A 19247-nucleotide genomic window follows, 5' to 3' on the forward strand; every position below is an offset into this window, starting at 1 on the left:
CCGAAAAGTTCGGGCGCCATTATGAAAACGTTACTTCGCCTGACGCTTTTGATACTCATTAGCCGCTTTAACAAAACCGGCAAACAGCGGATGACCATCACGCGGCGTCGAGGTAAATTCCGGATGGAACTGACACGCGACAAACCATGGGTGGTTAGGAAGCTCAATAATCTCCACCAGTTGGTCATCACCGGAGCGGCCTGCTACCCGCAGACCGGCGGCTTCAATCTGCTTCAACAGCATATTGTTCACTTCATAACGGTGGCGATGACGTTCCACAATGGTCTCAGCGCCGTACAGTTGGCGCGCCAGGCTACCATCCGCCAACTGGCACTGCTGGCTGCCGAGACGCATGGTGCCGCCCAAGTCGCTATGCTCGCTGCGCTGCTCCACATTGCCATTTTCATCACGCCATTCGGTGATTAACGCCACCACCGGGTACTTACAGTCTGGCACAAATTCCGTCGAATTGGCGTCCGGCATATGGGCAACGTGACGCGCGAAATCCATCAGCGCAACCTGCATACCCAGACAAATGCCGAGATAAGGAATGTTGTTCTCACGCGCGTATTGCGCGGTCATCACTTTCCCTTCTACGCCGCGATAACCAAAACCACCCGGGATCAGGATCGCATCTAACTCTTTCAGCACTTCAACGCCGCGCGTTTCAACATCTTGCGAATCGATAAGCTTGATGTTCACCGTCACGCGATTTTTCAGGCCGCCGTGTTTCAGCGCTTCAATCACTGATTTATAGGCATCTGGCAGCTCAACATACTTGCCCACCATGCCAATGGTGACTTCACCGCCCGGATTGGCCTCTTCATAGATGACCTGTTCCCATTCCGCGAGGTTCGCTTCCGGCACATTCAGGCTGAATCGTTTACAAATATAATCGTCCAACCCCTGAGATTTCAACAGGCCAGGGATTTTATAGATAGAATCAACATCTTTTAGGGAAATAACCGCTTTTTCCGGCACGTTACAGAACAGGGCGATTTTCGCACGTTCATTAGCCGGAACCGCACGGTCAGAGCGGCAAATCAGCACGTCAGGCTGAATACCAATTGACAGTAACTCTTTCACTGAGTGCTGCGTCGGTTTAGTTTTCACTTCGCCCGCCGCCGCCATATAGGGCACCAACGTCAGGTGCATATACATGGTGTGTTCACGGCCAACGTCGACCGCCATCTGGCGAATCGCTTCGAGGAACGGCAGTGATTCAATGTCACCCACCGTGCCGCCGATTTCGACCAACACCACATCGTGGCCTTCGCCACCTTCGATGATGCGCTCTTTGATAGCGTTAGTAATGTGCGGAATCACCTGAATGGTCGCGCCCAGATAGTCGCCACGGCGTTCTTTGCGCAGCACTTCTGAATAGATACGGCCAGTGGTGAAGTTATTGCGACGGGACATTTTGGTGCGAATGAAGCGCTCGTAGTGGCCCAAATCAAGATCGGTTTCTGCGCCATCATCAGTGACAAAAACTTCACCGTGTTGCGTCGGGCTCATGGTGCCCGGATCAACGTTGATATACGGGTCCAGCTTCATAATGGTCACGTTTAGACCACGTGCTTCGAGAATGGCTGCGAGGGAGGCTGCGGCAATGCCTTTACCCAGAGAGGATACGACCCCGCCGGTCACAAAAATATAGTTCGTTGTCATGCTGAACCTGAGAGTTTAGGTTTAAAGACGATGGAATAACCAAGACGGGAAAACAGTATACCGGATTCCCCAATCAGCCACAATTGATCATTCACTTGTCTGCCCGTCGCCACATTATGGGCATCAACATACCCTATCTCTACCGACGTAGGTTTGATTTTAGTCATAGCGGCAGCAAAAGCTGAATCGTGTTAGCCTGGGCGCTTAGCGCCGCGCCGCCTACTCTCCGGCTTTCACTGTCTGCCAGGCCGCTTCCATCTGTTCCGGCGAGGCTTCCGGCATGGTTAATCCCTGCGCGGCGATGATCTGCTCCACCTGACGAAAGCGACGTTCGAATTTAACATTGGCTTTTTGCAGCGCGGTTTCTGCTTTCTTCCCCAGATGACGTGAAAGGTTCACCGTCGCAAACAGCAGATCGCCCATCTCCTCCTCCAGCTTGTCTTCATCTATCACCGCTTGCTGCGCTTCGAACATGACCTCTTCGATCTCTTCATGCACTTTGTCCACCACCGGCCCGAGAGAAGTCCAGTCAAAACCAACATTGCTACAACGCTTTTGGATTTTCTGCGCGCGCATCAAGGCCGGTAACGCCAGTGGGATGTCATCCAGCGCCGAATGCTGCGCTTTATCCGCTCGCTCCGCGCTCTTAATCTGTTCCCAGTTGCGCAGAACTTCCTCACTGTCTGCGACGCTGACCGCGCCGAAAATATGGGGGTGACGGCGCTCTAACTTGTCGCTAATCGAACGACAAATATCGTCGAAAGTAAACCGCCCTTCTTCGCTGCCCATTTGCGCGTAGAACACCACCTGAAAGAGCAGATCCCCGAGTTCATCGCGCAGCGCGGTAAAATCTTCGCGTTGAATCGCATCCAACACCTCATAGGTTTCTTCCAGCGTATAAGGCGCAATCGTATGCCAGGTTTGTTCACGATCCCACGGGCAGCCGTTTTGCGGGGAACGGAGGGTTTTCATGATGCCTAACAGGCGATCGAGAGAAGTCATAAGCGGAACCTTATTGAATGAATTCAGGTAAAACGAGGAGAAGCTTGCGGCGGCATAATCGCGCGCCGCAAGGCAGGCAGGAACGCGTTAGTGTAGACGTTTAGCGTCGATAATATCCGGCACCTGATTTAAACGCGCCAGCACTCGGCTCAGCACCTGCTGGTTATAAATTTCGATATCCATATCGATGGTTGCCAACTGTTTTTTGGTGTCACTCCTGCTGGACACGCCCAGCACGTTCACCTTCTCATTGGCCAAAATGGTGGTGATATCACGCAGTAAACCGCTACGATCATTAGCGGTAACCCGCACCACCAGCGAATAGCCGCTGGAATAGCTTTCGCCCCATACCGCATCGACAATACGCTCAGGGGCGTGCGAGATCAGTTCCGCGAGTTGATCACAGTCGGCGCGATGAATGGAGATACCTCGCCCCTGCGTGATAAACCCGACAATATCGTCGCCTGGGATCGGCTGGCAGCAACGCGCAATGTGATGCATCAAATTGCCCACGCCTTCGACCACCACCCGACCGCTCTCTTTGCCGCTACGCGCCGAAGAAGCGTGGGATTTTTGTGTCAACTGGCGCAAGGCTTCACGATCTTCCTCTTCCGCGCTCGGCTTATTAAGCTGCGACTGAAGGAAATTCACCATCTGGTTGAGGCGAATATCGCCGCCGCCAATCGCCGCCAGTAACTCGTCCAGGGTGCCGAAGTTGTAACGCGGCAACAGTAATTTTTCCGCTTCTTTACTGCTAATATCGAGCTGATTCAGCTCATTATCGAGGATCTGGCGCCCGGCAACGATGTTTTTATCGCGGTCCTGTTTACGGAACCAGGCGTGGATTTTCGAACGCCCCCGGCTGGTGGTTACGTAACCGAGATTGGGGTTTAACCAATCGCGGCTTGGGTTCGGCTGTTTTTGCGTAATGATGTCAACCTGGTCGCCCATCTGCAATTGATAGGTAAACGGTACTATACGACCACCAATTTTCGCCCCAATGCAGCGGTGACCAATATCGCTGTGAATATGGTAAGCGAAATCCAGCGGCGTTGAACCTGCCGGCAAATCAACCACATCCCCTTTCGGCGTAAACACATACACCCGGTCATCAAAGACCTGGCTACGCACTTCATCGAGCATTTCGCCCGAATCCGCCATCTCTTCTTGCCAGGCAATCAGCTTGCGTAACCATGCAATGCGCTCTTCATGACCAGAAGCGCCGCGCGCGCTACTGCTGCCCGGCCCTTCTTTGTATTTCCAGTGCGCCGCCACGCCAAGCTCGGCATCTTCATGCATTTGCCGGGTACGGATTTGAATTTCTACCGTTTTCCCTTGCGGGCCAAGCACCACGGTATGAATCGATTGGTAGCCGTTTGGTTTCGGGTTGGCGACATAGTCGTCAAACTCGTTGGGCAAATGGCGATACAACGTATGCACAATACCCAGCGCGCCATAACAATCCTGTAGGCGTTCAGCCACGATACGCACCGCCCGCACATCAAATAGCTCATCGAACGCTAACGCTTTTTTCTGCATTTTGCGCCAGATGCTATAGATATGCTTTGGACGCCCGTACACTTCGGCCTTTACGCCCTCGGTGGCCATCTCTTTGCGCAGGTTTTCCACAAAACTATCAATATACTGCTCACGATCGATGCGGCGCTCATGCAGCAATTTCGCGATGCGTTTATATTCATCCGGGTGCAGATAGCGGAAACAGAAGTCCTCCAGTTCCCACTTCAGTTGCCCGATACCGAGGCGGTTGGCCAGCGGTGCATAGATATTGGTGCACTCTTTGGCCGCCAACACACGTTCGTCTTCCGGCGCGTCTTTCACCTCACGCAGGTGTGCAATACGCTCCGCCAGCTTAATCACCACGCAGCGGAAATCTTCCACCATCGCCAACAACATCCGGCGGACATTATCCACCTGCTCGGAAGCCATTGAGTCGTTATGGGTAGCTTTTAGTTGGCGGATGGCGTCCATATCGCGCACACCGTGGACTAATGACACAATTCCTTTGCCAAACGCTTCTTCCAGCGTCTCTTCCGACACCACATTGGCGTTGACCAGCGGGAACAGCAGCGCGGCGCGCAAGCTGTCATTATCCATACTCAACATCGAAAGGATTTCCACCATTTCAATGCCGCGCCACAACAACTGCGCTTGCTCAGGATGGTTTTGCGTGGCGGCTTCGCAATAGCGCCAGGCCTCGGCCAGTCGTTCACATGACTGCGGGTTTGCGATCGCCAAACTGGTGATCCATTGGTCGAGCGCAAACTCGCCAGCCGTATTCAAATGTGCACTTCTTACCGCAACCATAACCTCTCCTGGCAAAATAACTATTCAGGCACTTATGCTTTACTAAACAGCACCATGGATTCGAGATGCCCGGTATGCGGGAACATATCGAGCATCGCGACCCTTTCCAATTGGTAACCGGCAGCCAGCAAGGTCTGACTGTCCCGGGCAAGTGTAGTCGGATTACAGGAAACGTAGACAACACGATGCGGTGCGAGTTTGGTAATGTGTTGCATTACACCCGCCGCGCCCGCGCGAGCTGGATCCAATAACACTTTGGTAAATCCCTGCGCTGCCCAAGGCTGGCGCGTCACATCTTCTTCCAGATTGGCGTGAAAAAAAGCAACGTTTTTAAGATAATTCACACCCGCATTATACGCACCCTTATTTACTAAAGCTGTAACGCCCTCCACACCGACAACATTTTGCGCTCGTTTTGCCAACGGCAGAGTAAAGTTCCCCATACCGCAGAACAGATCCAGTATACGGTCGTCGGATTGGATATCGAGCCAGGCCAGCGCTTTCGCCACCATTTGCTGGTTAACCGCCTCATTAACTTGGATAAAATCCCGTGGACTGAACGTCAGCCGGAGATCGTCGACCTGGTAAAAGGGCATCTCGCCGTTAACCTGCTCCAGCGTTTCGCTATCCGGCGCTAAAAACAGGGCCACGCGATGCTGATGCGAAAATCGTTCCAGTTTTTGCCGATCTTCAGCATGCAATGCATCAAGATGGCGTAATACCAGTAGCGGGCCATTATCCGCCTGCACCAGCTCCACATGCCCCAACCGCCGCACTGCGCGCAACTCGGATAAGCAGGCGCGTAAGGGCATGAGTAATGCGTTAAGTTCGGGCTTCAAAATGGGGCATTGCGTGATATCCACCAACTCGGCGGAAGCGGCCTGACGGAAGCCCATTTGTAAGCGGCGGCTTTTGGCCTGGTAGTTCAAGCCGAGACGGGCGCGGCGGCGATATTGCCAGGCACCGTCACTAAGTACTTCATCAATCGGCACTTCCCGTCCGGTTTCGCGGCTTAATAAATGTGCCAGCCAACGCGCTTTACTACGCTGTTGCAAAGCCTGCGAAGCGTGTTGCTGCTGGCAGCCGCCGCAGACGCTAAAATGGGGGCACAATGGCGTGACACGTTCCGGGCTCTGATTCAGCAGCCGGCGAGTTTTGGCACGCGCATATTGACGCTTATCCTCCACGATCTCGACTTCAGCCTGCTCTCCTGGCAATGCGCCGCTGACAAACAAGGCTTTCCCTTGATGACGCGCGACGCCCTGGCCGAACACATCCAGTTCATCAATCGTCACAGTAATCGTTTGTCGGGTCGTCACACGCCGTTTTGCAGAGTAGAATTGCGCCATAATGGAGTCGGTTTCCGGGAATGGTTAAAAACGTGCGTAGCCTACCCTGGAGGGCAAATTAATTCGACCCGTGTCGTGTATTCTGTTAGTAAATTTCCGCATAAGGTTTGCGTGCCGAGGCCAAATGGAATCACACGGCAAAAATACCTGCTGATATTAGGAATGAGGGTGATGGTTCGCCCGCACAGGAAGCTTATGACCAAATATAGCCTGCGGGCACGAATGATGATCCTTATCCTGGCGCCCACGTTGATGATTGGCCTGCTGCTGAGCACCTTCTTCGTGGTGCATCGGTATAACGAACTTCAGCATCAGTTAATTGATGCTGGCGCCAATATCATCGAACCGCTGGCGGTTTCCAGCGAATATGGCATGACCTTTCATAGCCGCGAATCGGTGCGCGAACTGGTTAGTTTGTTACATCGGCGTCATTCCGATATTGTTCGCGCCATCACGGTATTTGACGATCAAAACCAGGTTTTCGTCACCTCCAACTACCATCTTAATCCCGATTTATTGCGTACCCCGGATACCACCAAACTGTTGCCGGGCATTGCCATTGAACGCAGTGGCAATGCCATGATTTTGCGCACGCCGATTGTGTCAGAAAGCTACTATCCGGATGAGTCGCCGGGTCAGGACGCTAAACCTACCGGCAATCCGTTAGGCTATGTCGCCATTGAATTAGATCTACAATCGGTGCGTTTGCAGCAATATAAAGAAGTGTTTGTTTCCACCCTATTGCTGCTGTTTTGCCTCTGCATCGCAATGCTTTTCGCCTACCGTCTGATGCGGGATGTCACCGGGCCGATTCGGAACATGGTCAGTACCGTTGACCGTATCCGCCGCGGGCAGTTGGATAGCCGCGTAGAAGGTTACATGCTCGGCGAGTTAGATATGTTGAAAAACGGCATCAACTCAATGGCCATGTCGCTCACCGCTTATCACGAAGAGATGCAGCAAAATATCGATCAGGCGACCTATGACCTGCGTGAAACGCTGGAGCAGATGGAAATTCAGAACGTCGAACTGGATCTGGCGAAAAAGCGCGCCCAGGAAGCGGCACGTATCAAATCTGAATTCCTCGCCAATATGTCGCATGAGTTACGTACTCCGCTTAACGGCGTGATTGGTTTCACGCGGCAAACGCTTAAAACGCCGCTCAGCGGCACGCAGCGCGATTATTTACATACCATTGAACGCTCGGCGAATAACCTGTTAAGCATCATTAATGACGTGTTGGATTTCTCTAAGCTGGAAGCCGGGCGGCTGATTCTGGAATCGATCCCGTTCCCGCTGCGCACGACGCTGGATGAAACGTTGGTACTGCTGGCGCCCTCAGCGCACGAAAAAGGTCTGGAACTGACCATTCATATTCAAAATGATGTGCCGGACAACGCGATTGGCGATCCGCTGCGCTTGCAGCAGATCATTACCAATCTGATAGGCAATGCGATCAAGTTTACCGAGCGTGGGAACATCGATATTCGGGTAGAAAAACGCTCGCAGAGTACCGGCAAAATGGAGCTGGAAGTCCAAGTGCATGATACCGGCATCGGTATTTCCGAGAAACAACAGTCACAACTGTTTCAAGCCTTCCGCCAGGCTGATGCTAGCATCTCGCGCCGTCATGGCGGCACCGGCCTGGGGCTGGTGATTACCCAGCGGTTGGTGAATGAAATGGGCGGCGAAATCTCCTTTCATAGCCGCCTCAATCATGGCTCTACATTTTGGTTCCACATTAGTCTGGAACTCAACCCGAACGCCGCCAGCGATCCGCGCGCGTTAGCCTGCCTGGAAGGGAAGCGTTTCGCTTACGTAGAAGCCAACCCGGCGGCAGCGGCAGCTACCCTGGATATGCTTAGCACCACGCCAATGCATATCAGCTATAGCACCAATATTAACGGCCTGTCAGAGCCGCATTACGACATCCTGCTGTTAGGGATACCGGTTTCGCAGCGCCATAACCATGACATGTCGCAGGAGCTGATTAATGCGTTGTTGGCGCGCGCCGATTGCGTGATGGTGGCAGTGCCAAGTCAAATGCAGTTGTACGCCGAAGAGTTGAAAGCGCGCGGTATCGGCGTCTGTTTAACCAAGCCAGTTAGCCTAACGCGCCTCTTGCCGGCGGTGCTCGAACTCCACGCGCGCAAAATTTACGATCTGCCCGAACGGCATCGCTTACCGCTTACCGTCATGGCGGTAGATGATAACCCGGCGAATCTCAAGCTGATTGGCGCCCTACTGGAGGAGCAGGTAGAGACAATTTTGCTGTGCGACAGTGGCGAGAAGGCACTATTGCTGGCTCGGGAAAATGCGTTGGACATCATCCTGATGGATATTCAAATGCCTGAAATTGATGGGTTGCGCGCCAGCGAGATGATCCGCCAATTGCCACAGCATGCCAATACGCCGATTGTTGCGGTTACCGCGCATGCGATTGACGGCGAACGCGAACAACTGATGAAAGCGGGCATGAATGATTTTCTTGCCAAACCGATTGACGAAGTAAAATTGAGCCACCTACTGGCGCGTTACGCGCCGGGTATTCAACCCACGCTTCCGGCGGCGCTGCCCGCGGTTTTGCCGTCGCTCGATTGGCAGTTGGCGCTCAGGCAGGCGGCAAATAAGCCAGCGCTCGCTCGCGATCTCTTGCAAATGCTGCTCGATTTTTTACCTGAGGTACGCCAGTTGGTTGAGCAACGTTTGGCGGAAAATAGTGCGCAGGGGCTGGGTGAAATGATCCATAAGTTGCACGGTAGCGCCAGCTATAGCGGCGTGCCGCGTATGAAACAGCTTTGTCAGCACCTGGAGCACAGTTTGCGCCAGGGAAGCGCTCTGGCCGAGCTGGAGCCTGAACTGCTGGAGTTGCTGGATGAGATGGAGAATGTTGAAAGCCTGGCGAAAGCGCATTTACAAGAGGGCGAGGAGCCGGTGTAAGCATCGCGTGAATTGGGCGGGACGTAATGTCCGGCAAGGTTATTGATGACTCTCCGCCAGGCCCATCGCCAGCGTGGCGGCGACATTACGCGCCGTCATACGCAAATTCTCCGCCGCCTGCTCTAGCGCCTCTTCCAGCGAACAAACACGGGAGACAACGCTAAATACCGCGTCCAGCCCATGTTGATGGACTACCGCTACATCGTTAGACAGACTCCCGGCAATACCAATCACCGGCTTGTGATAGCGTTTAGCGACTTTCGCCACGCCGACCGGCACTTTACCCTGTAGGGTCTGGCTATCAATACGCCCTTCGCCGGTAATCACCCACGTTGCCTCTTTCACCAACGCATCCAATCCCAACGCGTCGGTAACGATCTCAATACCCCGGCGCAGGTCTGCCTGACAAAAAGCATGTAACGCGGCGCCCATACCGCCTGCCGCCCCGCCGCCGGGAATGGTCAGAACATCAATCCCTAAATCACGTTGAATAACGCAGGCGTAGTGCGCTAACGCCGCATCTAACTGTTTAACGCGCTCCGGCGTGGCGCCTTTTTGCGGCCCAAAAATCGCCGATGCGCCCTCCTCGCCGGTTAATGGATTGGTGACATCGCACGCCACTTCAAAACGGCAGTGCTTAATACGTGCATCAAGCGCGCTAATATCAATATGCGCTAAGTCTAATAACGCCCCACCGCCAAACCCAAGCGCTTCGCCGCGCGCATTCAACAAACGCGCGCCCAACGCCTGTACCATACCGGCGCCGCCATCGTTAGTGGCGCTGCCGCCGATACCAATAATAAAATGTTTGACGCCGTTATCCAGCGCATCGCGAATCAATTCGCCGGTACCGTATGAGGTGGTGACCCACGGATCGCGTCGGCTGGAGGGCACGCGTTCCAGCCCGCTTGCCGCCGCCATCTCAATAAACGCGCAGCGCTCATCGCCTGACACCCCGTAAAAAGCCGCAACCGGTTCGCCCAATGGCCCGGTGACGTCAAGGTTGATAATACGCCCGTTGGTCGCCGCCACCATTGCTTCTACCGTCCCTTCACCGCCATCCGCCAGCGGCAGCTTTACGTACTCAGCGGTGGGAAAGATCTCACGAAACCCCGCCTCGATCGCCGAAGCCACCTGTAGAGCGGATAAACTCTCTTTCCACGAATCCGGCGCAATGACGATTTTCATCATAAACTCTCAGCCCAGGTTTCAACCCACGGTGAAGTAACGCTCTCTGGTTCAGGATCTTCGCTGGCATCGACGGTTAACACCTCGCCAATACGCGTTGCGCCCTGCTCTTGCAGCAAAGCGTCAAAATTTTTCCCGGCGCCGCAAAAATGATCATAACTACTATCGCCTAGTGCGATCACGCCATAGCGTAATTGTGGTTGATGACCCAGTTGGTCTTTGATCGCCTGAAACAGGTCGGCGATGCTATCGGGAAAATCACCCTGCCCGGTGGTCGAGGTCACTACCAACGCCACTTTATCGCTATAGCGCTGCCAATCACTCAACGAGGGATCTTCAAAAATGGTTACCTCATGGCCCTGCTGCTGCAAAATGGGTTCCGCTTCTTCTGCCACCAACAACGCATTGCCATACACCGTTCCAACGAAAATACCCACCTGCGCCATAATGCTCTCCTTAATCTAATGCTCTATCCTGACGCGCCGACGAGGCAAACTCAACCCCGGCGAGATCAGGGAAACAGCTTTGCCAGCCGAATTGCGCCATCGCTTGTCGCCAGACATCATCCAACCCGGCGCGCAGCGTTAACGGTTCGCCGGTCACTGGATGAGTTAACGCCAGACTGCTGGCATGCAGCATCAAACGATTACAGCCAAAATGCTGCGCCGCGCCACGGTTTTGCCGCAAATCGCCATGCGAGCTGTCGCCGATAATCGGGTGGCGTAAATGGGCCATATGACGACGAAGCTGATGTTTACGCCCGGTTTTCGGCTCCAACTCCACCAAGCTGTAGCGCGCGCAATCATAGCGCCCGATCGCGACCGGCATTTCCGTTATTGCCAGCGAGCGATAGTGGCTAATCGCTGGCTGCGGCGCTTTATCCGCACTGGAAAATTTGTCGGCAATCTTGTCAAGCTCTTCAGTGAGCGGGTAATCCAACTCGGCGGCGCCTTCCAGCCAACCACGCACCACCGCATGATAAGTTTTACGGATTTGGTGTTGTTCGAACTGCTGCGCCAATAAGCGCCCCACCTCGCTGGAAAGCCCCATTAACAGCACGCCGGAGGTAGGCCGATCAAGGCGATGCACGGTAAAAACGTGTTGACCAATCTGGTCGCGTACCGTTTGCATCACCACCACTTTTTCTTTGCGATCGAGCCAACTGCGATGTACTAACCAGCCAGCCGGTTTATTCACCGCCACCAGCCAGGGGTCTTGATACAGTATTTCCAGCATTAGTCGGCCTGCCGGGTGAAAAGCGCATCCAGCGCGGTAAGGCGCACTAATAGCGCGATTCGCCCCGGCAACGCTGCTTCCAACGCCATTTCGTAATACGGTGTGATGGCAAAATTTTGCGGCAACGACGCACCTGCATCCAGTAGCGCCCACATCCGGGGAAGCAATACCCATTGCAGCCACTCAAGCGGCTGCATGGTGTCAACGCAAAAGGGTTCAGTGCTGCTAAATGCCTGGCTTTCCGGCGCGTGGCTTTGCCACAGTTGGTGGGTCTTTAGAACTTGCTCAACGTCCAGCAATGCCTGACGCACCTGTTGTTCGTGGTTCATCCACCACCTCATTGACGGAATCAAAAACGGGCGGCAAGCATAACATTCGTTGCTGAAGGGGTAAAAAAATCCATAGAAAAAGGGAGCACTGTAATAACAGTGCTCCCCGGTTCGTTTGCAACATTCCCGCTGCGATTATGCTCCCTGCTCATCCATGAAAACTTTTCCTGCGCGCCATCCTGACACAGTAGCCGTCATGGCAAACAATCCATTAGCGTCCTGGCCCGCCACCTTTCCCTCAAGTGGCTCTCATTCTCCGTCCTGGAGGTGTCCGTTATCTCTTTCCTGAGATTTTACCGCTCGTCATGAGCCTTCCCAAACACACCATCCTGATGCTGTCCATTCCACGACGTCCTTTTCAATGTGGAGTAGTTTGCCTTACCGACATCATTTAGCAAGACACCTAAATGGACGACAAATGTACTGGTTCAGATGCAAATACCCCTTTAATCACTAAGCGTATGAATTATGGTTGTTTAACGCAATAAAGGGTATTTCGTCCCACAGCTTTAATATTGATCTCGCACAAGCAATGTAAGAGATCACTTACATACCATGCGGCAGATCTCTTTAGTTGCTTACAAAACAGGATCCAATACGTCGAGAAAATGAGGTAAATCAGGCGCCAACGTCTTTCGCTTCGCGGTACCGAGTTGCTCAAGGATGACTTCTCCACTGAGATTACACAGCGAAATCACCTCTAACTCAGAGGAGGTGGTGGCAATAAATAGCGTTGGTGAATGTTTTAAACGCCGTTTCATCACCAAATGCCCAATCAAGTTCTCCTGAACGCGAACAAAATCTTCCTCGCTCCATACCTGAATCAACGTCATGGTGGTTTCGTCCAGCCGCGCCTGCATATCTCCGGCAAATTGCGTGGTGTACCACGCGGTTAATGCCGGCTGGATACGTAAATCCAATGCGCGTTCTACCGCCTCAAGATTTTGCGCCAGGCTAAACGGCACCGGCTGCCAGTAAACTTCATCGCCGCGCGTTTCGGTCACGCAAGGCGATGCCACGCCGTACAGCTCCTCGCTGGCCGGGAGATGGCCATGTTGTTGCTGCCATTGCTGGCAATAGCGCCGGGTAAATTCCCGCAACGCGGCGGAGGTCTCTTCTGTCATTCTCTTTCTCACAGTTAGCTGGCTACGTTACACTTACAGCCTTTAGATGGGCCATAAGGTAATTTTATGTCTTCTCACGAACGGCACCAGGCGCTTGAAGGCCTGAGTTTAGGCAAACCGACGGCGTATCACGACCATTATGACGCCAGTTTGTTACAGGCGGTTCCCCGCAGTATGAACCGGGAACCGCTCGGCCTTTATCCCGATAACCTGCCCTTTCACGGCGCGGATATTTGGACATTGTATGAACTCTCCTGGTTGAACGCCAAAGGCGTCCCGCAAGTTGCGGTGGGAGAAGTAATCCTGCAGGCCAACAGTATTAACCTGATTGAATCAAAAAGCTTCAAGCTTTATCTCAACAGTTTCAATCAGACCAAATTTGCCGATTGGGGCCAGGTACGTCAAACGCTGGAGCGTGACCTTAGCGCTTGCGCGCAGGGCGAGGTCAGCGTTGCGCTCTTCCGCTTACAGGAAGTAGAAGGCCAACCTATCGGCCATTTTGACGGCTACTGTATTGATGAGCAGGATATTGAGATAGAGCGCTATCAGTTCAACGCTGACTATCTCGCGAACGCCACCCATACGGATAGGGTTGAAGAGACACTGGTAAGCCACCTGTTAAAATCTAACTGCCTGATCACGCATCAGCCCGATTGGGGCTCGGTACAAATTCGCTATCGCGGCCCGCGCATTTCACGCGAGGCATTGTTGCGTTATCTGGTGTCTTTCCGTCATCACAATGAATTCCATGAACAGTGTGTTGAGCGTATTTTCAACGACCTGATGCATTATTGCCAACCGGAATACCTTGCGGTGTACGCGCGCTACACGCGGCGCGGCGGTCTGGATATTAATCCCTGGCGTGCCAATGGCGATTTTACCCCCACCCATTCACGCCTGGTTCGCCAGTAATTGCGAAATATCTCGCAGGCCGCATTTCTGGCAAAGGAATCAGGTTGAGAAACGGTAGCAGACAAGGCTACTCTGGATACCGGCGGCGGCTTCATGCCTCTGCCCAGGGATTTTTTCGGCTCTGCGTCGTGCTGGTTATCTTGGTGCGGGCTGGGCTATCAGTCACCCTGGCGGGTGTAAAGGAGTTATCTTGATTACACATATCAGCCCTCTCGGCTCGATGGATTTGCTTTCGCAATTAGAGGTCGACATGCTGAAGCGTACGGCCAGCAGCGATCTCTATCAATTGTTTCGTAACTGCTCGCTCGCCGTACTCAACTCCGGAAGTCAAACCGACAGCAGCCATGAACTGCTCTCCCGCTTCGAAAACTTTGATATTAATGTGCTGCGGCGCGAACGCGGCGTTAAGTTGGAATTGATTAATCCACCGGAAGAAGCTTTTGTCGACGGGCGTATTATTCGTTCTTTACAAGCCAACCTGTTCGCGGTGCTGCGCGATATTCTGTTTGTAAACGGCCAGATCGTGAATGCCGGACGTTTTCAGCATTTGGATACCGAAAACGCTGTCCATATTACCAATTTAGTGTTTTCGATTTTGCGTAACGCCCGCGCGCTGCATGTTGGCGAGTTCCCGAATACCGTGGTGTGCTGGGGCGGTCACTCGATTAATGCCATCGAATATCAGTACTGCCGCAACGTTGGCACCCAGCTCGGCTTACGCGAACTCAACATTTGTACCGGTTGCGGCCCCGGCGTAATGGAAGCGCCAATGAAAGGCGCGGCGGTCGGTCACGCCCAACAGCGCTATAAAGAAGGGCGTTTTATCGGCTTGACCGAGCCATCGATCATCGCCGCCGAGCCGCCTAACCCGCTGGTCAACGAATTGATCATCATGCCGGATATTGAAAAACGTCTGGAGGCGTTTGTCCGTATTGCACATGGTATCGTCATCTTCCCCGGCGGCGTAGGCACCGCGGAAGAGTTGCTGTATCTGCTGGGTATTTTGATGAATCCGGCCAACCACGATCAAGTGCTGCCGCTGATTTTGACCGGCCCGAAAGAGAGCGCGGATTACTTCCACGTGCTGGATGAGTTTATCGTTAGCACGCTCGGTGAGCAGGCGCGTCGTCACTACACCATCATCATTGACGATGCCGCCGAAGTTGCGCGGTTGATGAAAAAAGCGATGCCGCGCGTGAAAGAGAACCGGCGCGAAACGGGTGATGCCTACAGCTTTAACTGGTCGATTCGTATTGCGCCAGATCTCCAGATGCCGTTCCTGCCCACCCATGAAAATATGGCGAACCTTAATTTGTACCCAAATCAACCACCGGAGCAGTTAGCCGCTGCGTTGCGCCGCGCGTTTTCCGGTATTGTCGCCGGTAACGTTAAAGAAATGGGGATACGTGAGATTCGGGAGAAAGGCCCTTACAAGCTCCACGGCGATGCCGACATCATGCATCGTATGGATGATTTGTTGCAGGGCTTTGTCGCACAGCATCGTATGAAGCTGCCCGGCACCGCCTATATCCCATGCTATGAAATCATTAAGTAACCACACTCGGGCGGCGTTGGCGCTGCCCGCATCTGGCCTATGACTATTCATCTTTTAATTGTCGATGCGCTAAACCTTATCCGCCGTATCCACGCGGTGCAGGGTTCACCCTGCCAGGAGGCCTGCGTCAATGCGCTACGTCAGTTGATTGGGCATGCGCAACCCACTCACGCAGTGGCGGTGTTTGATGATGACGCGCGTAATGACAGTTGGCGCCACCGCCTGCTGCCTGACTATAAAGCCGGACGGCCGCCAATGCCGGAAGACTTGCGTGCCGAAATGCCCGCGCTGCGAGAAGCGTTTAGCCGGGCAGGCGTCGCCTGCCGGGTAGCGATAGATAATGAAGCGGATGACCTGGCGGCAACGCTGGCGGTAAAAGTCGCCAACAGCGGCCATCAGGCGACCATTGTTTCAACCGATAAAGGGTATTGCCAGTTGCTGGCGCCCGGAATTCGTATTCGGGATTATTTTCAGAAACGCTGGCTGGACGTGCCATTTATTGAACACGAATTTGCCGTCTCACCACAGCAACTGACCGATTACTGGGCTCTGACCGGTATCAGCAGCAGTAAAATTCCTGGCGTTGCGGGGATTGGCCCGAAAAGCGCCGGTCAGCTACTGCGCCAATTTGGCTCGTTAGATGCAATCTATCAGCGGCTGGAGGAGGTACCGGAGAAGTGGCGCAATAAACTGGAACGCCAGCAGGAAATGGCGCTGATTTGCCGGCAGGTTGCCACCTTACAAACCGACTTAGTGCTGGATGGCAACCTGAAAGAATTGCGGTTATCGTAGCGGCGGCCGCTAGCCGCTAATCATTAGCGCTCATCGCGCCGTCCGGGCACCGCTCCCCAAATACGCCGTATATGCACGGTCACTTCTTCACGGTCGTGATAGAGCTGACGCGCGCGAATCTGTGCATTGATGCCGTTCGCTTTTAGTTTCTCATCAATCATCGCGAGGTTTTGCGACACCTCTTCATAGCGTTTCTTCATCGGCAACTTGAGGTTAAAAATCGTTTCCCGACACCAACCATTAAGCAACCAATCCGCCATTAAATTGGCCACGCGCACCGGTTTTTCCACCATATCGCACACCAGCCAGTAAATATTGGAGCGCGTCGGACGAAATCTAAAACCATCCTCACGGTGGTGCGTCACCTGCCCGCTATCCATTAATGCCGGCGCCATCGGCCCATTATCCACCGCATGAACCATCATGCTGCGCTTAACCAATTGATACGTCCAGCCTCCCGGACAAGCGCCTAAATCAACTGCAAACATGCCGCTTGCCAGGCGCTCATCCCACTCATCCGCCGGGATAAAAACATGGAAGGCTTCTTCCAGTTTCAAGGTCGAACGGCTTGGCGCATCGGCAGGAAACTTCAGGCGAGGAATCCCCATAAAGAAGGGTGAGTTATTGGTCGGGAAAGAGTACCCAACATAGCAATGGCCGGGAGCAATAAAGAATACGTGAACTACCGGGCGCTTCGCGCTCTCATAGTTGAGCAGAATCTTCTCTGCCCGCAGGCTGGCGCGCAGCGGCACGGTAAATTTACGGCAAAATTTTAGTAGCTCTTTTGCTTCATTGGTATCCGGTACTTCCACCCGTAACTCACCGCCCTTCTCTACCGCGCCGGTCAGCATACCGACAATCGGCGTAATACGGTCTTCCGGCGGTAAATCACGCAGTAACTCTCCCACCACCACCATCTGGCGAGCAAAAATCAGCTCATCAAACGGCTGTTCGCGCAGCAGCCTTTCGGCATCTTCGGTTTGATAGCATTCAAACAAAACGTAACCGGCATCCTCTTTTACCCGCGCAAAACCAAAGATTTCACGGCGTGCCGCTTTATCGGTAATTTCCGCCGCGCACTCTTTTTCAAAACCCTGACGGCAGTACAACAAGACTTTATTCATGGCTACCCGCCTTCCTCTTCAGACGCAGTGCGCCAATTAACATCAAAATCCAGCCGATCAAGAAACAGGTGCCGCCTACCGGCGTAACAAATACCCATAAAGTAAGATGAGACAGAGCCAGGCAATACAAACTGCCGCTAAATAACACCGTGCCCAGCGCCAGAAATGCACTGCTCCAGTAAAACCAGATGTTCGCCCGGCGTAACATGGCCGCGCCGAGCCCTAAAATCGCCAACGTATGCCAGGCTTGATAATCAAGCCCGGTATGGATCCACGCCATTTCAGCTTCGCCCAGCGATTTACTTAATACATGGGCGCCAAATGCGCCAAACGCCACCAGAACAAAGCCGCTGAGCGCGGCAAAAATCAGCATTGCACGACTGGACATCAAACAATCCTCAACAGGGTACGCGCCGTGTTAACACCACGCGCAAAATTATGAGTGGTCATAACGAAAGCGAAATTTTTCTTGTTCACTCGCGGCTTTGGCTATTATCCACTGACGAAAGGCGGCTATTTTACCCAGTTCTGCCTGACTGTCATGACAAACCAGATAAAAAGCATTTTTACTCACTAAAACGTCGTTAAACGGGCAGACCAAACGCCCGGCCTCAATTTCGGTCTGCGCCATAACATTATTCGCCAGGGCCACACCTTGCCCGTGTATCGCCGCTTGCAGCACCATCGCGCTGTGGCTAAAAATCGGCCCTTGTTGCACATTAATATGCTGCAAACCTAGCTGGCGAGTATAGGCCTGCCAATCGCGACGCGATGCATCGTGCAACAACGTAAAATGCCCCAAGTCAGCCGGTGATTTTAACGGCACATTGCCGGTAAGCAGCGCCGGAGAACAGACAGGCAATAAGTATTCTGCATAGAGCTTTTCTACCCGCAGCCCCGGCCAGTTGCCACGCCCATAAAAAATAGCCACATCCACATCGTCGGCTAATTTCTCTTCATCGCGGTCAACCGCCTGGATACGCACGTCGATTCCCGGATAAGCTGAATTAAAGCTAGAGAGACGCGGAACCAGCCACTGGATGGCAAAACTGGGCAGTAAACTCACCGTCAATGCGCCTTTCGCGCTGCGCGCCTGTAATTTACGCGTCGCATCATTCAGCGCGGAGAAGATCTCCTTTATATCCAGATAGTAGCTTTGCCCTTCTTCGGTCAGCAAAAGCGAACGATTCCGCCGCCGAAATAGCTTTAACCCCAGAAAATCCTCTAAAGATTTGATCTGATGGCTGACAGCCGCCTGGGTAACGAAAAGCTCCTCAGCCGCTTTGGTAAAACTAAGATGACGCGCGGCGGCATCAAAAACCCGTAGCGCATTCAGTGGGGGAAGACGTTTTGACATGGTTTCCAGCGACTTTTCTGTAACAACCTGACGCAACCGGTAGAGTTGCGTTACCTATTAGATTTTTTTATCCGAGACATTATAAATTGTCCGTTGAGTAAGCTCCAGCAAATACCTATAGTTGCCGCACTTCCTGAGCCGGAACGAAAAGTTGTTTAAGCTGGCGCGAGAAATCGCGAGGTGATGAAGGACTTTTGGCTTGTGGTCGTGATGTTGTGTTTGCAATTGGTCTGACGTTTTTCAGATCGGGTAGCAAAGCTACCATTTAATTCCTGTAGATTTATCCTGTCTGTCCATAGTGATATTAATAGCACCGCAAATTGCGGTGCTTTTTTTTACCTGAAGC

Annotated in this window: 16 protein-coding genes; 4 read left to right on the forward strand and 12 right to left on the reverse strand. The window is 53.2% G+C overall.

What is annotated here, in order from left to right; translation table 11 throughout:
* Positions 1-30: 30 nt before the first annotated feature.
* The 4 genes from pyrG to rlmD all read right to left on the reverse strand — a co-directional run bounded on the left by pyrG (position 31) and on the right by rlmD (position 6344).
* On the reverse strand, positions 31-1668 hold the full coding sequence (gene pyrG / locus PMPD1_RS17935) for a glutamine hydrolyzing CTP synthase (protein WP_173635315.1): 1638 nt from the start codon (positions 1666-1668) through the stop codon (positions 31-33).
* A 219-nt stretch (positions 1669-1887) separates the two neighbouring features.
* Entirely contained in the window at positions 1888-2670 is a 783-nt protein-coding gene (mazG, locus tag PMPD1_RS17940; protein ID WP_173635316.1) for a nucleoside triphosphate pyrophosphohydrolase, read from the reverse strand.
* Positions 2671-2757: 87 nt separating this feature from the next.
* Positions 2758-4995: a GTP diphosphokinase gene (gene relA, locus PMPD1_RS17945; protein ID WP_173635317.1), complete on the reverse strand. Its 2238-nt coding sequence runs from the start codon at positions 4993-4995 to the stop codon at positions 2758-2760.
* A 32-nt stretch (positions 4996-5027) separates the two neighbouring features.
* The gene (gene rlmD, locus PMPD1_RS17950) at positions 5028-6344 is read right to left on the reverse strand and encodes a 23S rRNA (uracil(1939)-C(5))-methyltransferase RlmD (protein WP_173635318.1); all 1317 of its coding nucleotides are present in this window, start codon (positions 6342-6344) and stop codon (positions 5028-5030) included.
* A 195-nt stretch (positions 6345-6539) separates the two neighbouring features.
* Here rlmD and barA point away from each other — a divergent pair, with 195 nt between their 5' ends.
* The gene (barA, locus tag PMPD1_RS17955) at positions 6540-9284 is read left to right on the forward strand and encodes a two-component sensor histidine kinase BarA (protein WP_173635319.1); all 2745 of its coding nucleotides are present in this window, start codon (positions 6540-6542) and stop codon (positions 9282-9284) included.
* 39 nt (positions 9285-9323) lie between these two features.
* Here barA and PMPD1_RS17960 read toward each other — a convergent pair whose 3' ends face one another.
* The 5 genes from PMPD1_RS17960 to syd form a co-directional block, all read right to left on the reverse strand.
* Entirely contained in the window at positions 9324-10472 is a 1149-nt protein-coding gene (locus tag PMPD1_RS17960; RefSeq protein WP_173636281.1) for a glycerate kinase, read from the reverse strand.
* The gene (locus tag PMPD1_RS17965) at positions 10472-10918 is read right to left on the reverse strand and encodes a flavodoxin (protein WP_173635320.1); all 447 of its coding nucleotides are present in this window, start codon (positions 10916-10918) and stop codon (positions 10472-10474) included. The genes PMPD1_RS17960 and PMPD1_RS17965 overlap by 1 nt, the downstream gene beginning before the upstream one ends.
* A gap of 10 nt (positions 10919-10928) precedes the next feature.
* On the reverse strand, positions 10929-11708 hold the full coding sequence (truC, locus tag PMPD1_RS17970) for a tRNA pseudouridine(65) synthase TruC (protein WP_173635321.1): 780 nt from the start codon (positions 11706-11708) through the stop codon (positions 10929-10931).
* Positions 11708-12037, reverse strand: a complete 330-nt coding sequence (locus PMPD1_RS17975; protein WP_173635322.1) for a YqcC family protein — start codon at positions 12035-12037, stop codon at positions 11708-11710. The genes truC and PMPD1_RS17975 overlap by 1 nt, the downstream gene beginning before the upstream one ends.
* A 578-nt stretch (positions 12038-12615) precedes the next feature.
* On the reverse strand, positions 12616-13161 hold the full coding sequence (syd, locus tag PMPD1_RS17980; protein WP_173635323.1) for a SecY-interacting protein: 546 nt from the start codon (positions 13159-13161) through the stop codon (positions 12616-12618).
* 66 nt (positions 13162-13227) lie between these two features.
* Here syd and queF point away from each other — a divergent pair, with 66 nt between their 5' ends.
* The 3 genes from queF (at position 13228) to xni (ending at position 16420) form a co-directional block, all read left to right on the forward strand.
* Complete coding sequence (gene queF, locus PMPD1_RS17985; protein ID WP_173635324.1) at positions 13228-14073, forward strand: NADPH-dependent 7-cyano-7-deazaguanine reductase QueF; 846 nt, start codon at positions 13228-13230, stop codon at positions 14071-14073.
* A 190-nt stretch (positions 14074-14263) separates the two neighbouring features.
* A complete protein-coding gene (gene ppnN / locus PMPD1_RS17990) occupies positions 14264-15628 on the forward strand; it encodes a nucleotide 5'-monophosphate nucleosidase PpnN (protein ID WP_173635325.1) in 1365 nt (454 codons plus the stop codon).
* 39 nt (positions 15629-15667) lie between these two features.
* On the forward strand, positions 15668-16420 hold the full coding sequence (xni, locus tag PMPD1_RS17995; RefSeq protein WP_173635326.1) for a flap endonuclease Xni: 753 nt from the start codon (positions 15668-15670) through the stop codon (positions 16418-16420).
* Between the two features lie 23 nt (positions 16421-16443).
* On the opposite strand, the gene rlmM is transcribed toward xni, so the two are convergent.
* From rlmM to PMPD1_RS18010, 3 genes are read right to left on the reverse strand one after another with little or no spacing between them, the layout of a single operon-like run.
* Complete coding sequence (gene rlmM, locus PMPD1_RS18000) at positions 16444-17544, reverse strand: 23S rRNA (cytidine(2498)-2'-O)-methyltransferase RlmM (protein WP_173635327.1); 1101 nt, start codon at positions 17542-17544, stop codon at positions 16444-16446.
* On the reverse strand, positions 17537-17932 hold the full coding sequence (locus PMPD1_RS18005; protein WP_173635328.1) for a DUF423 domain-containing protein: 396 nt from the start codon (positions 17930-17932) through the stop codon (positions 17537-17539). The genes rlmM and PMPD1_RS18005 overlap by 8 nt, the downstream gene beginning before the upstream one ends.
* A gap of 48 nt (positions 17933-17980) precedes the next feature.
* Positions 17981-18901: a transcriptional regulator GcvA gene (locus PMPD1_RS18010; RefSeq protein WP_173635329.1), complete on the reverse strand. Its 921-nt coding sequence runs from the start codon at positions 18899-18901 to the stop codon at positions 17981-17983.
* Between the last annotated feature and the right edge of the window lie 346 nt (positions 18902-19247).

The sequence above is a fragment of the Paramixta manurensis genome (genome assembly GCF_013285385.1).
GTDB lineage: Bacteria > Pseudomonadota > Gammaproteobacteria > Enterobacterales > Enterobacteriaceae > Paramixta > Paramixta manurensis.